Below are 14532 nucleotides of genomic sequence, written 5' to 3'. Positions count from 1 at the left end.
TAGACAGGAAGTGACAGTATGGAAAATGTTTTAAAGAATGATTGGGAGCCACTATTGGCACCAGAATTCGAGAAAGAGTATTATCTTACTCTATCCAGTTTTTTGACAGAAGAATACAGCACGCATGTTGTTTATCCGAAGGTAGAAGATATTTTTAACGCTCTTCAGTATACAAGTTATGAAAATACAAAGGTTGTTATTTTAGGACAAGATCCATATCATGGACCGAATCAAGCGCATGGTTTAAGCTTTTCTGTGCAACCTGGTGTTAAAACACCACCGTCATTGTTAAATATGTATAAAGAACTTCGAGATGAATATGGTTATGAAATCCCGAATAACGGTTATTTAGTAAAATGGGCGGAACAAGGAGTATTATTACTAAATACCGTATTAACAGTTCGGCAAGGCGAAGCAAATTCTCATAAGGGAAAAGGATGGGAGCACTTTACAGATCGTGTAATTGAACTGTTGAATGAGCGTGAAAAGCCAGTTATTTTCATATTGTGGGGGCGCCATGCGCAGGCGAAGAAGAAGTTAATTACGAATCCGAATCATCATATTATCGAATCTGTACATCCAAGCCCATTATCGGCAAGACGTGGTTTCTTTGGTAGTAAGCCATATTCTAAAGTAAATACGATTTTAGCTAATATGGGCGAAAGAGAAATTGATTGGGAAATTCCAAATTTATAAATAGAAAAGGTAGTTAACAGTCGTTAACTACCTTTTTATTATTATTGTTGCTCGTTCTTTAATTTTGCATCTAGTACAAAAGTGCCAAATGGGATAACTGATGAAACAAATGCTCCAAGTGCCCATAAAATTGATTTACGGTGTACGATTGTTACTTGAATTACTGCAAAGATGAATAGAATAAATAGAACACCATGAGCCATGCCTGTAATTTTAACAGCTGTTGCAAATCCTGCGAAATATTTCAATGGCATTGCTACAAATAATAGTAATAGGAAAGAAATACCCTCAACTAGTCCAATTGCTCTTAATCGTCCGATTGGTGTAGATAACATAAAGTAGCCTCCTTTAACGTATGCTTGTATATAGTAAATTTGTATTCTTTTTCAAAATAAAATAGTCTATTTTGTTTCATTATATACAAAAAGAAAGTTTACACTACGAGAATAGTGCAAAGTTCAAAATATAGTCACAAAAGCATGAGAATTTAAATAAAAACCTATTTGAAGTATTTGACTTCAAATAGGTTTTGTGAATGAAAATATTAAACAAGTATATCCGTTTTTAAAACGAATTTCTCTACAACTTTTGCAACACCATCGTTCATGTTTGTATCTGTTACGTAGTTTGCAATTTCTTTAATATCATCAGGTGCATTGCCCATTGCAACGCCAAGACCAGCAAATTCAATCATCGCTTGGTCGTTATAGCTATCGCCCATTGCGATAACTTCTTCACGCTTAATGCCAAGCTTTTGGATCAGTTTGTTTAAGCTCGTTCCTTTTGTAACACCAGCTTCAGTAAATTCTAAGAAGAATGGTTTCGAACGCATCACGCTTAATTGGCCTTCTAGCTGTTTTTGTAGTTTCTTTTCAACTTCAACAAGGCGTTCAGCTTCTTTATTCATTAATACTTTTACTACGGGCTCTTTAACTGCAGCTTTAAAGTCATCTACTACAACAATTGGCATACCAGTAATATCGCCCTCAATTTCAGTATAAGGATTATTTTCTTCCGTTACGATATCATCGCCCATATAAGTATGAATCCATACATCTTCAGTTTGACTAATTTCAAATAGGTTGTGAACGATTTCAGGAGATAGTGTACTACTAAAGATTTCTTCGTTTGTTTTACAGTTAATAATTTTTGCACCATTAAAAGATAAAATGAAACTGCCGTATTCTTCTAAACGAAGTTCTTTCGCTACATTGCGCATACCGAACGTTGGACGTCCAGAAGCAAGTACAACCTTTACGCCTTGCTCTTGTGCAGTCATTAACGCTTCTTTCGTACGAGGTGAAATAGTATGGTCATCACGTAATAAAGTATCATCTAAATCTAAAACAATCATTTTATAAGTCATATAGAAAATTCCTTTCTTTAATTGAAATCAAAATACATGTTCATGAAGAGATTGAGGAATAATAGTAAGACATCAAACCTCTTTGAAAAGAAGTAGATAAATTATTATGAGTGTGTTGCTCATAATATTGGTTAATAATCATTGGGGATGAATAAAACCCCAATGATTAAAGTTTGATTTTATCGTAACAACTCTAAAGGTAGAGTGCAATAATGGAAGTTTTCCAATTTAAGATATTTGTTTTGCTGTGGAACGAGAAAATAGTATTTCTAGCAAGATTGCCATTACAGATCCAAGAACGAGACCATTACTTAAAAACGATGCTAGAAATGGTGGAAGTGTGGAATATGCTCCTGCTGGAACAAACATAACTCCGACTCCCGTAAAGATTGAAAGACCGGCTACTTTAAATAATCGTTCTTTATCCTGGACAGTTTCGTATTCTCGAAAGGCGAGGCCAATCATGCTTGCGAATACAGGATAAATAGCGGCATAACCAACTGCAACAGGGATTGCTGCAAAGAATGAAGTAATCTTTGGAAATATACTAACGACAATAATAAAGCTTGACCCTAATATAAACGGGAGACGTTTATAAATATTAGTCGTTGCAATAAAACCTGCTGATCCAGAAATAGCGACAGGCCCAATAGCTGAAAATAGGCCGCCTAGCAATTGGTTGATTCCTGTTATAATGCCAGCTTGTTTAAAACGATCTGATGCAGCGTTTTCTTCATATTTAGAGACAACCTTTTGTACAATGCGAATACTTGCTAACATATTTGTTAGAAGTAAGAGCGTAACGAAAATGACCGTAATTACCATGTTCCATTCAACACGAGGCATTCCGAAAACAAATAAGGATGGAAAACGGATTATGTCTGTCACTGGTGTTATTGGATTAGATAATCCGAAGCATGCGAATAATATCCAGCCGCATACGATACTGAAAAGAACGGAATATTGTCCAATAATAGGTAGCTTCATGATGAAAAAGGATAGTAAAATAACAATGAGTGAAAGAATAAATACGTTAGGTTGTACTTCTGTATGTTTTCCATCAAGGCCAAACATTCCCTTTAAGAAGGAGCCACTAAGCTGCGCGACAAGAAGAAATAAATACGTTCCAATGACTGTCGGTGTAAAATAGCGAACGAGTTTATCAATAAGTCCAAAAACGCTAAGAATAATACAAATAATACCACTTAATAAGAAAGCATATTGAAGAACTTTAAGTGTCTCATTATTTGATCCAAATAGTACGACGCCTAAACTTGCGTAAAGGGAGAAAATTCCCCACCAAAGGCCAGCAGGACCTTCTTGAATAGGAAGTTTATGCCCAAATATAGCTTGCAAGAGACCAGCAAAACCTAGAACAAATAATGTTCTTTGTACAAATGCGATGGCTTCAGCGCCATTAAGACCATAACTAGTTGCGACACTAATTGGTACAATAAGGCTTCCAGCTAAAATAAATAGTGCCCATTGTAAGGCGGAAAGAAATGTCTTCATTATATCAACCTCTTTCATAGATTCCGTATCTAGTATATACGTATTTTATTTCCACTGGCAAAGATTGTAGATAGAGAAAAGAGTTGAAACACAGTATGAATGCACGTAAGCAATTATGGATAGCAGTTATATGTATGACTTTTGTTGTAATTCTAGGAACGATAGGATTTATGACGATTGAAGAGATTAGTTTGTTTCAAGCATTTTGGATGACAATGATTACTGTATTGACTGTTGGATACGGAGATGCCGTTCCTGTAACGCAAACGGGGAAAGTATTTGCGCTTCTTATTATTCCTGTTGGCGTAGGTATTGTTACGTATGCAATTGGGGTAGTGGCAGCTATGATTATTGAAGGGAATTTATTTCATGCAGTACGGAGGAAGAAGATGGATAAACAAATAGCGCAGTTGAAAAATCATATTATAGTATGTGGTTGCGGTAGAGTGGGGCTTCAAGTTGTACATGAATTGCAAGAAAAGAATATTCCATTTGTCGTTGTTGATAAAGATGAAAGTATATTGGAGCAGGAAAAGCTTTTATTTGTACATGGAGATGCAACGGAAGATCAAGTATTACATAATGCCGGAATTTTAAAAGCAGCTGGTTTAGTTGCTATTGTTGCAAATGATGCTGAAAATGTATTTATTACATTAACAGCAAGAGGGTTAAACGATACGATTAAAATTGTGGCGAGATCTGAAAAGCCAGAAACTGAAGAGAAATTAAGGCGTGCTGGTGCAAATAAGGTTATTAATCCATCTAGTATGGCGGGTATTCATATCGCAAAAGGTATTGCAAATCCATTAACCGTTCATTATATTGATACAGTGTTGTATGGAGTAGAACAGTCATTTGTCATTGAAGAAATTCTAGTTGGAAAAGATTCAATATTAGTTGGTAAATCGTTACTAGAGAGTAATGTAAGGAATCAGTTTGATGTAACAATATTAGCGATTTCAAGAAATGGGAATATTATACATAATCCGGCAGGGCAGGAAAAATTGAAAGAACGTGATATGATAATAGTATTTGGTTCAGTAGAAAAATTGGGACAATTCGAGAAAGAATTACAAAGTACGAGGTGATAAGGAATGCAAATATCTAGCGACAAGATTTTAAATAAAATGGCGAATGAAATTGCGAAGGCAAAAAGTAGTGAAGGACAAAAGTCAAAAGAACATTTATTAGTTGTGCGTGCTTTATGTGACTTATTATTAGATGAACAAGTTGAAACATCTACATATAGAGAACCGAAAATTCAATCGCAAGTAATTGGATCACAACCAGTAACAACTATGCAACCAATTGCACCTGTTTCTGGGGAGCCAGTATATATAAAAGAAAGTGATGCAAACGGTAATTCTTTATTTGATTTTTAGAAGATAAATCGTTTGGCTTATATGCAAAAATTGCTTATGATAAAGGTAAAAAAGGGGAATTAAGATGAAAATTTTCTTTTTACTAGGTTGTATTGCAGCGGGGCTATCTGTTGCGTTAGGAGCCTTTGGAGCACACGGTTTAGAAAATAAAATTTCTGCAAAAATGTTAGAAGTTTGGAAAACAGGCGTTACATATCAAATGTTTCATGCAGGTGGACTATTCGTAGTTGCTTTATTGATGGATAAGGTTCAATCATCACTTTTAACTACTGCTGGTTGGCTAATGGTAGCTGGAATTATTATGTTCTCAGGTAGTTTGTATGCATTAAGTACGACAGGCATTAAGTTCTTTGGTCCAATTACACCTCTTGGTGGTGTAGCGTTTATTGTGGCGTGGATTCTAGTAGGGACTGCAGTTGTAAAAGGATTATAAAAAAACAAAAGCTGGCATTTGCCAGCTTTTTTTATGGTCTTGGAGTATAAGTTGCTTGTTGACTAGGTAAATACGCAATTTCTTCTGGAAACTCTACGTAATCTAAGTAGATCATTAGTAGTAAATAGCGTTTTCCTGATTGCGGTTCACTAATAACAATATGGTCACGGCCAGCTGCTTCAATAATACCTGTATAAGATTGTGTACCAAGGGAACTGCCACGTTCATAAGTCATTACAACCGTAGCTTGCTTACCTTTGTTTAAACGAAGGATATTTTCAATATAGGATTGCTCTAGAGGTAACATGCCTTGAGAAATTGCATATTGAGCTTGCGCAGCTTGAGCTGTTTGTTGTTGCATCGCTTGCTGCTGTTGTTGAGTCATTTGTTGCGGTTGTACATAAGTTCCAGATGGTTGATAAAAACCTGTTCCATAGTACGGATTTTGTTGCTGTGCCATTCAAAAATCCCTCCTCATTTTTATTCCTTAATATACGCTAGGGCAGTCTCCAGCAGATGGCTGGAAGAAGCAGTGCTTTTTAAAGCGACCAGAGTTTTGTTGGTTATACCAAGTCGGTGGACATGCCCCTTCAGGTCTAAAGAACCATAAGGCAAAGTTGGCAGGCCAAAAACGTTGCCCTTGAATGGTCCGTCTTGCTAGGGCAATATCTTGTTCACGTGCCCGTTGATAAAAGTATCCTTTTTGCGTTGCTTCAAAACCGCCGGGGTTTTGATAAACCATTTGACGTAAATTACGAATGCTTTTAAAGTCTAAACAATTTCCGCGGACACGATTTACCCCAACGTTTCCGACCATTAACATTCCTTGTTGTCCTTCTCCTTCGGCTTCAGCACGCATCAGTCTAGCTAACAACTTTACATCTTCTTCGTTATAAGCAATAACTCCCATTATGTGTCACCTCTCTTTTTGGAATACCTTTTGGAAAGAGGTTTATCTCTAGATGAAGTGTGTAACAATTACTAGTTCATACGTATGAGGAAAAGGGCTCAGATATGACAACCAAACGAAGTTTTACATTGAGAGCGGAAAATAAAAAAAGCTAGCGTGAGCCAGCTTTTTTATTAAAAAACTTTAGACCATAAGTTTGAGAAGAAATCACCAATAGAGCGCATTGTTAACACAAACCAATTTGCTTTTTCAACTTCCTCTGTCGTTTTTGCAGTAACTTTCATACTTTTACTACCGTCTAAGAAACCATATTTATCAGTTGATTCTAAAGTAATTGAGCCTACTTTGGCATCTTTCTTAATAGGAGCAACTAAATGTCCATCTTCAGCAAGAGATTTATCTAATTCAGTCCCAATTTTATAAGGTTCTTTGCTACCTTTTTTCGCAATTACTGTTATTTCTTTTTCGGGTGCAACAGTTACTTGGTCTTCTTTCCCTTTTACTACAGAGATTGTATTGTTCTTATTAACTTTTAGTTTTTGTTTTTCAAAGTTATTAAATCCATATTCGATTAATTCACGAGATTCTGTGAAACGTTCATCCATTGATTTTGTTTTAATAATAACCGAGATAAGACGTACATCACCACGTTTAGCAGTAATAGTAAATCCGTATCCAGCTGTATCAGAACTTCCAGTTTTTAAACCATCAGTACCTTCATAAGCGAAAGCAGCTCCTGGTAACATCCAATTCCAGTTTTCCATACGAATTGGTTTTGGGTGATTGTCTGGGAAGTTTCTAAATCTTTGTTTTGTATCCTCTAGCATTTCTGGATACTTTGTAATCATTGCTTTTGAAAGCATACCCATATCACGAGCTGACATAGAGTTTTCTGCATTTGGATCAGTACCCTCAGGATGTTTTCCTTTTAAGTCAGCGTTATTTAAGCCCGTAGCGTTTACAAATTTATATTTCTTTAATCCTAGCTTTTTAGCATGTTCATTTGCAAGATTTAAGAAGTTTTTCTCACTTCCTGCAAGAAGTTCTGCTAAAGCGATACTAGATCCATTTGCAGAGAATATAACAATAGAATGATATAATTCTTTTACAGTATATTGACGTCCTTTTTCGAACGGTACATTAGAGAATTCATTATTACGAGAGACTTCATAAGCGTAATCAGAAATATTTACTTTCGTATCCCATGTGATTTTTCCTTCTTTAATTGCTTCTAAAACAGCGTAAACAACAATTAATTTCGACATACTAGCAATAGCTAGCAATTCATCGGGATTTTGCTCGTGAAGTATTTTTCCAGTATCTGCATCAAATAAAAGTGCAGCGGCTGCCTCAATATGTATTTTTTCTTCCGCATGGGATGTTGTTACTCCTAAGGAAGAAATTGACAATACAAGCAATAGTAAAATAGACAAAATTTTTTTCATATAGATTATCACCTTCGCATCGTTATTTAGCATATAGCTCGTATCATTTTAGCATATCTTTACATATAAAAAGGTTACAATTTTACAATAAATTTGAAAAAATGTCGGTTTTTCTTCAAAAGTGCAGAAAAAAGGGGATTTTTGAGGATAAATATAGAGAAGAATAAAAAAAGGAACGAATTTCGTTCCTTTTCACCATTTATATGTGTAAAAATTTCTCTACTTTTTCGTCTGGTAAAATGTTTCCAACGAAGAATGTTCCAAATTCACCATAACGAGCACTTACTTCATCGAAGCGCATTTCATATATAAGTTTTTTAAATTGAAGAACATCGTCAGCGAATAATGTTACGCCCCATTCGAAATCGTCGAATCCAACAGATCCTGAAATCACTTGGCGTACTTTACCTGCGTATTGACGGCCAATTTTACTATGACTGTACATCATTTTTTTACGCTCTTCCATAGGAAGCATGTACCAGTTGTCATCACCTTGGCGACGCTTATCCATTGGATAGAAGCAAATATGATTTGCTTTCGGCAATTCAGGATATAAGCGAGCTAAAATTTGCGGGTTTTGGTATGGATCCTCATCAGCTGGAAGATAGTTGCTTAATTCAACAACAGATACGTAAGAATATGCAGGAACCATATATTCAGCTAAAGTTGTTTTATTCAATTCTGTCTCAATTTCATTTAACTCTTCCATTGTTGGACGTAAAATCATAAGCATAATATCAGCTTTTTGGCCAACAACTGTATACATTGCGTGACTACCTTTTTTCGCAGTAGCTACTTCGTTCCATTTTTCAACGACATTTAAAAATTCAGACACTGCTTGTCCGCGTTCGTCGCTAGATAATGTTTTCCATGCAGCCCAATCAATAGAACGTAAATCATGTAAACAATACCAGCCATCTAACGTTGTTGTTGCTTCACTCATTCTATTCACCTCAGTTAATGATAGTTTTACACGTTAACTATAGCATATATAGTTTTAAAATCATCTATATAAAACCTTGGCGCATAAAATTGTCACATTTAAGTGTTTAAGCAAGGTGAATTTAACGGCTGAATTTTATGAAAATATAATCATTTTTATTTTATCTATTTTTTGGGAGCTATAAGTTTAAAATATAGAAGAAAAGCAGTATTCTTAAAGATAGAGTTTTTTTAACATATGTAGGAGGGTTTATTCGTGAGCAACTTATTTACAACAGTAAAAGAAAAAGTTCAAGGAAAAGGCATTTCTATCGTACTTCCTGAAGGAACTGATGAAAGAATTTTAGGCGCTGCAGAGCGTTTAGCAAAAGAAGAGTTAGTAAAACCAATCTTAGTTGGTAATAGAGAAGAAATTAGCGCAAAAGCTGCTAGCATGAATTTAACATTAGCAGGCGTTGATATTTACGACCCAGCTACATACGAAGAAATGGATGCAATGGTAGCATCTTTCGTTGAACGCCGTAAAGGTAAAGCAACTGAAGAAGACGCTCGCAAAATCCTTAAAGACGAAAACTACTTCGGTACAATGCTTGTATACATGGGCAAAGCACACGGTCTAGTAAGTGGTGCAGCTCACTCTACAGCTGATACAGTTCGTCCAGCACTTCAAATTATTAAAACAAAACCAGGCGTTACAAAAACTTCTGGCGTATTCATCATGGTACGTGAAGAAGAGAAATATGTATTCGCTGATTGCGCAATTAACATTGCACCAAACAGCCAAGATTTAGCTGAAATCGGTATCGAAAGTGCGAAAACTGCTGAGTTATTCGGCATTGATCCACGCGTTGCTATGTTAAGCTTCTCTACAAAAGGTTCTGCGAAATCTCCAGAAACAGAAAAAGTTGTAGAAGCAACTCGCATTGCAAAAGAAATGGTTCCTGAGTTAACTTTAGATGGAGAATTCCAATTCGATGCTGCATTCGTACCATCTGTAGCTGAGAAAAAAGCTCCAGGTTCTACAATTAAAGGTGATGCTAACGTATTCGTATTCCCAAGCTTAGAAGCTGGTAATATCGGCTACAAAATCGCTCAACGTTTAGGTAACTTCGAAGCAGTAGGACCAATCTTACAAGGCTTAAACATGCCTGTAAATGACCTATCTCGTGGATGTAACGAGGAAGAAGTGTACAAGTTAGCTTTAATTACAGCAGCTCAAGCACTTTAATTCTATAATGAATTGAAATAAAGACCGTCGCTATTATAGCGACGGTCTTTATTTTTCTAAACCAAGTGCTTTATTATTACGATCAATAATACGTTGTAAATTCGTCTCATATAAAGGAATCTCATCTATTGTTAATTGAGATGGTGTTAACTTTGGAGCGAATTGCTGCAATGTTTTTAAAAGACGCATCATTAAATCTTGTACTGTAATGGTTTCACCAAGTAATTCTGAGAGTGAGGCCATCGTACTTGGTACAATTTCAGGGTACGTAAAGCGTGTTTCTTCCCCTTGAATTGCTAGGTTGTAGAAATCACGAACGAGTGCGGCACGCTCAGAGCCACTTCCGGTAGCGCAGAGATAGATTTGGACAGCGACACCTCCGCGAATACGACGTTGTGAAATACCAGCGAATTTTTGATCGCGAATACTTAAGTCATAACTACCAGGACAGTAAGAGCCGACAATTTCTTTTGCCTCGATAGTAACGTCGTAATCCTTTAACATCTCCTTAATCAAATGCCACATTGTATCGTATCCAAGGTCAATATCGATACCTTTTTCTGTTTCTTGGAATAAAAGTGATACGTTTAAAACACCTTCATCAAGCACGACCGCAAGCCCGCCAGAATTACGGACAATAACATTGAAGTTGTTTTGTTTTAAAAAAGAAATACCTTCTTCTAAATGCGGAAGGCGTGAATCTTGAATGCCAAGGACAATTGTATTGTGATGAACCCATGAACGCATTGTTGCCGCTGACTTGCCATTTCCAATGCTTGTGCATAATGTGTCATCCATTGCGAATGACTGAAGTGCATGGAATGTTGGTCCTAAACTAGATTGATCTACAATGCGCCACTCTGGCTGAGATAAAATGGAACGGGAATTGCTCATATAACTAACCCCTTATCTTTAAAATGACAATCTCTATTATAGCAAAAAATGAAGAATGGAGTTTTCTCACATATAAAGGGGGAGCTTATAGGTGAAATAATAAAAAGGATGCATTACATGCATCCTTTTTATTCTGCAATTTTTTCTAAATTACCGTTTCGGTCCATTCGGAAAGATGTTTGAGAACGTTCTTCGTCATCCATGACTGCCAATTTACGAGCTCGGTTCATAATGTTCATAAGTGTTTCGTAATCTTCTTGTACAGTATGAGATTGCTTTTCTAATTTTTCTAGTTTCTTTTCTAGTTCCTCATTCCGAAGGATTTGTGCTTTAATTTCTTGTTTCAATCTCGTATTCTCGTTTTCAAGAGCTGTCACTTTTATATTTGAAGATCCGACTGTTTGTAAAAAATAAATAACATCTTGCATTGTCATAGAGCTTCTTGCAGCAGGAGCAGTAGATTCTTGATATGGAATAGCTTCTTTATATTGTACGATTGATTCTTCTTGTACTAATTCTTCATAATCAGTTATCGAATCTGAAGCTGGTGGTGTATAAAGTAAACGTTTTTTCGCTTGTTCACCGCTTGCAGCACGCATTTTATCTTTACGATGTTTTTTTGCTAGTTGAAGAGCTTGTTCATAGCTATAGCGAACAACAGCATTCCAGCGGAAACCACAAGCAGCAGATGTACGATTTAACTGATCCCCTACTTCCTCAAATGCATTTAATTGCGTACTTCCTTCTCTAACATGACGAAGTACCGTTTCAGCAAGTAATAAATCATCCTCATCTGTCCAAGCATCTTGTCTTACTTTCATAGATTCAACTCCCTTTCTTTTTATGAACTTCCTATTTTTATAATGGGCAAAAAAATAAACTTTTATACAAAGCTTTTAAAAATATGGTAGATTTCGATGAAAGGTAAAAATTTTCCCATGAATGGTGAGCGCTTCTGTAGGAGAGCATATAAAATATGTAGCATTATGTAGAGAATAGGCTTTGTAGGGAAACTTGCAACGAGCTTCAAAGAGCGGTAAAATACCATTTAGTGTTTATTTTTAAACGTACTTGAGAAAAGTTTAAAATAGAGGAAGTGTTATATAATGGGAAACGAGTTTCGCGTGTGCGATGACTGTCAGGCAACGAACGTTAAAACGTTAGTTCCGAAGTTAAAAAAAGTAGATTCATGTGCAACGATTGAAGTTGGATGTCAGTCTTACTGTGGTCCTGGTCGTAAAAAATCATTCGCATTTGTAAATAACCGTCCAGTTGCGGCTCCAACAGAAGATGAGTTAATCGCAAAAATTGAAGCAAAGTTAAATAAGTAAGAAAAAGAAGAGTGAAAAGATTACTCTTCTTTTTTATGCCCATAAGAGGAATAATTTATTCTGCGAAAGTACTCTTGTATGGACGAACGTTTTCTAAAGGATAGACACAACTTTTGTATTAAAATTCCAATTTGTATAAATTTATATTTCAAAATAATGGTTGACAGTCTTTTAAAGCGATAGGTAGAATAGAAGTGTCTGATTCTGAGAATCATTATCAGGAAAATAACAATTCACCTAATTTTTTTATTACTATTTGAGAATAAATTTCATTTCAATAAATATATGTTGTTAGTTAGGATGGTTGAGGGATGGAAGCGAGCGCAAGCAGTATAGAACAGCAAGAAGAGAATGTTAAAGAGATTAAGAGCAGACCGCTTATCGCTTCTATTATTTTAGTAGCGGGTACAGTTTTGTTAGCTTTAAGCATGGCAGTTTCTATTTCTTTTGGGGCTGCAGATATTAGTTTAAAGACTGTATGGCAAGCTGTATTTCAGTTTGATGGATCTATTACACATCATAATGTAATTCAAGAGCTTCGCATGCCTAGAGCAATAGGGGGCGTAGTTGCAGGTGCCTTTTTAGCGGTATCAGGAGCAATTATGCAAGGTATGACGCGAAATCCACTTGCTTCGCCATCGTTAATGGGGATTACAGATGGGGCTGTATTTGGAATTGCAATTATGTATGCATTTTTTCCTAATTCACCTTATTTAATGTTTGTTATCGCATCTTTTATTGGAGCTGCGTTTGGTGCAAGCATTGTATATGGAATTGGGTCTTCTTCACCAGGTGGATTAACACCTGTGAAATTAGCTTTAGCAGGTGCAGCTATTAGTGCTTTATTAGGGGCGATTTCATCTGGAATCGCATTGTATTTCAATCTTGCCCAAGAGGTAAGCATGTGGAATGCAGGCGGAGTTGCTGGAGTGAAATGGCAAAGTATTAATATGTTAGTGCCAATTGGCCTTGTTTGTCTTTTTATCGCAATTATGATGTCGAGATATATTACAATTTTGAGCTTCGGTGAAGAAATTGCAATTGGACTTGGTCAAAATACGACATTAATTAAATTTATCGGAACAGTACTTGTTCTTGTTTTAACGGGTTCCGCAGTTTCCATGGCAGGATCAGTTGGATTTGTTGGTCTTGTAATTCCGCATATGACTCGTTTTCTTGTAGGCTCGGACTATAGATGGGTTATTCCATGTTCTGCGGTCTTAGGCGGGCTGTTAATTGAATGTGCAGATATGTTATCTCGCGTTATTAACCCGCCATTTGAAACGCCAATTGGAGCAATTACAGCGCTAATTGGGGTTCCATTCTTCCTCTACTTAGCACGTAATGAAGGGAGAGGAAAGATGTGAGGACGAGTGTCTTAACAAAAAAGAACATTTCTATATTAACGATTTTAGTAGGACTAATCGTTTCTATATTTCTTATTAGTTTAAATACAGGAACTTTTAAAATCCCGCCAATGGACGTATTAAAGTCATTGGTTGGACTAGGGGCTGAAGATCAGTCTGTTATTTTATTTGAATTCCGTATGCCGCGTATGGTAATTGCTATACTAGTCGGATCTGCTTTAGCTATGTCAGGTGCGATTTTGCAAGGTTTATCACGAAATCCGCTTGCTGATCCAGGTATTATAGGTATTAATGCTGGAGCGGGATTAACAGTTGTTATATTCGTCTACTTCTTCTTCGGGAAAGTAGGGACTGGTACATTTTTATCTGTATTCATTCTTCCATTCTTTGCACTAGTTGGAGCGATATTAGCAGCGGTAATTATTTATTTACTAGCATGGAAAGACGGCGTTTCATCGACTCGATTAATACTTGTCGGTATTGCCGTTGCAGCTGGATTTGGAGCTGTTAGTTTAATTTTCTCTATGAAGATGACATCTAACGATTTTCGTTTTGCTACGATTTGGCTGGCGGGAAGTCTATGGGGTACAGATTGGAAATTCGTATTAAGTGTACTTCCATGGATGGTTATTTTCTTACCGCTTGCTATAAGTAAAGCACACATATTAAATGTAATGAACCTAGGCGATTCTACAGCAGTTGGCCTTGGTGTAAACGTAGAAAAAGAAAGACGTAAATTATTATTTATTGCAGTTTGTTTAGCAGGTGCATCTGTTGCTGTTGCGGGCGGAATTGGCTTTATCGGTTTAATGGCCCCGCATTTAGCAAGGCGCCTTGTTGGTGGTAAACATCAAATTATGTTGCCCACCGCTGCGCTAATAGGAACGTTTTTACTTTTATTCGCAGACGTAATTTCAAGAAGTGTATTAACAACTTCAGAAATACCAGTCGGTCTTGTTATTTCTGTAATTGGTGCACCATATTTCATTTATTTACTTATGAGGACAAAATAAAGGGAGGCTTTTC

At 36.3% G+C, this 14532-nt stretch carries 17 protein-coding genes; 8 read left to right on the top strand and 9 right to left on the bottom strand.

The window, feature by feature from the left end; all coding sequences use genetic code 11:
* Window positions 1-18: 18 nt before the first annotated feature.
* On the top strand, window positions 19-696 hold the full coding sequence (locus tag DN407_RS26645; RefSeq protein WP_000432520.1) for a uracil-DNA glycosylase: 678 nt from the start codon (window positions 19-21) through the stop codon (window positions 694-696).
* Window positions 697-737: 41 nt separating this feature from the next.
* Here DN407_RS26645 and DN407_RS26640 read toward each other — a convergent pair whose 3' ends face one another.
* From DN407_RS26640 to DN407_RS26630, 3 genes are all read right to left on the bottom strand, one after another.
* Window positions 738-1031, bottom strand: coding sequence for a DUF3817 domain-containing protein (locus DN407_RS26640; protein ID WP_000953396.1), 294 nt, complete (start codon window positions 1029-1031; stop codon window positions 738-740).
* A gap of 209 nt (window positions 1032-1240) precedes the next feature.
* A complete protein-coding gene (locus DN407_RS26635) occupies window positions 1241-2062 on the bottom strand; it encodes a Cof-type HAD-IIB family hydrolase (protein WP_149216728.1) in 822 nt (273 codons plus the stop codon).
* Window positions 2063-2290: 228 nt separating this feature from the next.
* A complete protein-coding gene (locus tag DN407_RS26630) occupies window positions 2291-3574 on the bottom strand; it encodes a purine/pyrimidine permease (protein ID WP_149216727.1) in 1284 nt (427 codons plus the stop codon).
* A gap of 95 nt (window positions 3575-3669) precedes the next feature.
* Between DN407_RS26630 and DN407_RS26625 the strand changes: the two genes are divergently transcribed.
* From DN407_RS26625 to DN407_RS26615, 3 genes are all read left to right on the top strand, one after another.
* Window positions 3670-4662, top strand: coding sequence for a potassium channel family protein (locus DN407_RS26625; protein ID WP_000993988.1), 993 nt, complete (start codon window positions 3670-3672; stop codon window positions 4660-4662).
* 6 nt (window positions 4663-4668) lie between these two features.
* On the top strand, window positions 4669-4956 hold the full coding sequence (locus DN407_RS26620; protein WP_001167349.1) for a YwdI family protein: 288 nt from the start codon (window positions 4669-4671) through the stop codon (window positions 4954-4956).
* Window positions 4957-5020: 64 nt separating this feature from the next.
* Window positions 5021-5389, top strand: coding sequence for a DUF423 domain-containing protein (locus DN407_RS26615; protein ID WP_000688315.1), 369 nt, complete (start codon window positions 5021-5023; stop codon window positions 5387-5389).
* A gap of 31 nt (window positions 5390-5420) precedes the next feature.
* Here DN407_RS26615 and gerQ read toward each other — a convergent pair whose 3' ends face one another.
* The 4 genes from gerQ to hemQ form a co-directional block, all read right to left on the bottom strand.
* A complete protein-coding gene (gene gerQ, locus DN407_RS26610; protein ID WP_016079602.1) occupies window positions 5421-5849 on the bottom strand; it encodes a spore coat protein GerQ in 429 nt (142 codons plus the stop codon).
* A gap of 27 nt (window positions 5850-5876) precedes the next feature.
* Entirely contained in the window at window positions 5877-6299 is a 423-nt protein-coding gene (cwlJ, locus tag DN407_RS26605) for a cell wall hydrolase CwlJ (protein WP_000538167.1), read from the bottom strand.
* Between the two features lie 173 nt (window positions 6300-6472).
* The gene (locus DN407_RS26600; protein ID WP_000722867.1) at window positions 6473-7744 is read right to left on the bottom strand and encodes a serine hydrolase; all 1272 of its coding nucleotides are present in this window, start codon (window positions 7742-7744) and stop codon (window positions 6473-6475) included.
* Between the two features lie 199 nt (window positions 7745-7943).
* Entirely contained in the window at window positions 7944-8687 is a 744-nt protein-coding gene (gene hemQ / locus DN407_RS26595) for a hydrogen peroxide-dependent heme synthase (protein ID WP_001287595.1), read from the bottom strand.
* A gap of 255 nt (window positions 8688-8942) precedes the next feature.
* On the opposite strand from hemQ, the gene pta reads away from it, so the two are divergent.
* The gene (gene pta / locus DN407_RS26590; protein ID WP_149216726.1) at window positions 8943-9914 is read left to right on the top strand and encodes a phosphate acetyltransferase; all 972 of its coding nucleotides are present in this window, start codon (window positions 8943-8945) and stop codon (window positions 9912-9914) included.
* A 48-nt stretch (window positions 9915-9962) separates the two neighbouring features.
* Here pta and lipL read toward each other — a convergent pair whose 3' ends face one another.
* A complete protein-coding gene (lipL, locus tag DN407_RS26585) occupies window positions 9963-10808 on the bottom strand; it encodes an octanoyl-[GcvH]:protein N-octanoyltransferase (protein ID WP_000071949.1) in 846 nt (281 codons plus the stop codon).
* Window positions 10809-10936: 128 nt separating this feature from the next.
* Entirely contained in the window at window positions 10937-11629 is a 693-nt protein-coding gene (locus tag DN407_RS26580; protein WP_000868358.1) for an RsfA family transcriptional regulator, read from the bottom strand.
* A 285-nt stretch (window positions 11630-11914) separates the two neighbouring features.
* On the opposite strand from DN407_RS26580, the gene DN407_RS26575 reads away from it, so the two are divergent.
* The 3 genes from DN407_RS26575 to DN407_RS26565 all read left to right on the top strand — a co-directional run bounded on the left by DN407_RS26575 (window position 11915) and on the right by DN407_RS26565 (window position 14519).
* Window positions 11915-12139, top strand: a complete 225-nt coding sequence (locus tag DN407_RS26575) for a YuzB family protein (protein WP_000526078.1) — start codon at window positions 11915-11917, stop codon at window positions 12137-12139.
* 311 nt (window positions 12140-12450) lie between these two features.
* Window positions 12451-13506 (top strand): FecCD family ABC transporter permease, encoded by a 1056-nt coding sequence (locus tag DN407_RS26570; RefSeq protein WP_000388296.1) that lies wholly within the window; start codon window positions 12451-12453, stop codon window positions 13504-13506.
* On the top strand, window positions 13503-14519 hold the full coding sequence (locus DN407_RS26565) for a FecCD family ABC transporter permease (RefSeq protein ID WP_001260757.1): 1017 nt from the start codon (window positions 13503-13505) through the stop codon (window positions 14517-14519). The genes DN407_RS26570 and DN407_RS26565 overlap by 4 nt, the downstream gene beginning before the upstream one ends.
* Window positions 14520-14532 lie beyond the last annotated feature (13 nt).

It is taken from the genome of Bacillus sp. JAS24-2 (genome assembly GCF_008274905.1).
GTDB lineage: Bacteria > Bacillota > Bacilli > Bacillales > Bacillaceae_G > Bacillus_A > Bacillus_A cereus.
Note: the sequence above shows the minus strand (reverse complement) of the source record. Positions and strands in the feature narration are given on the sequence as shown.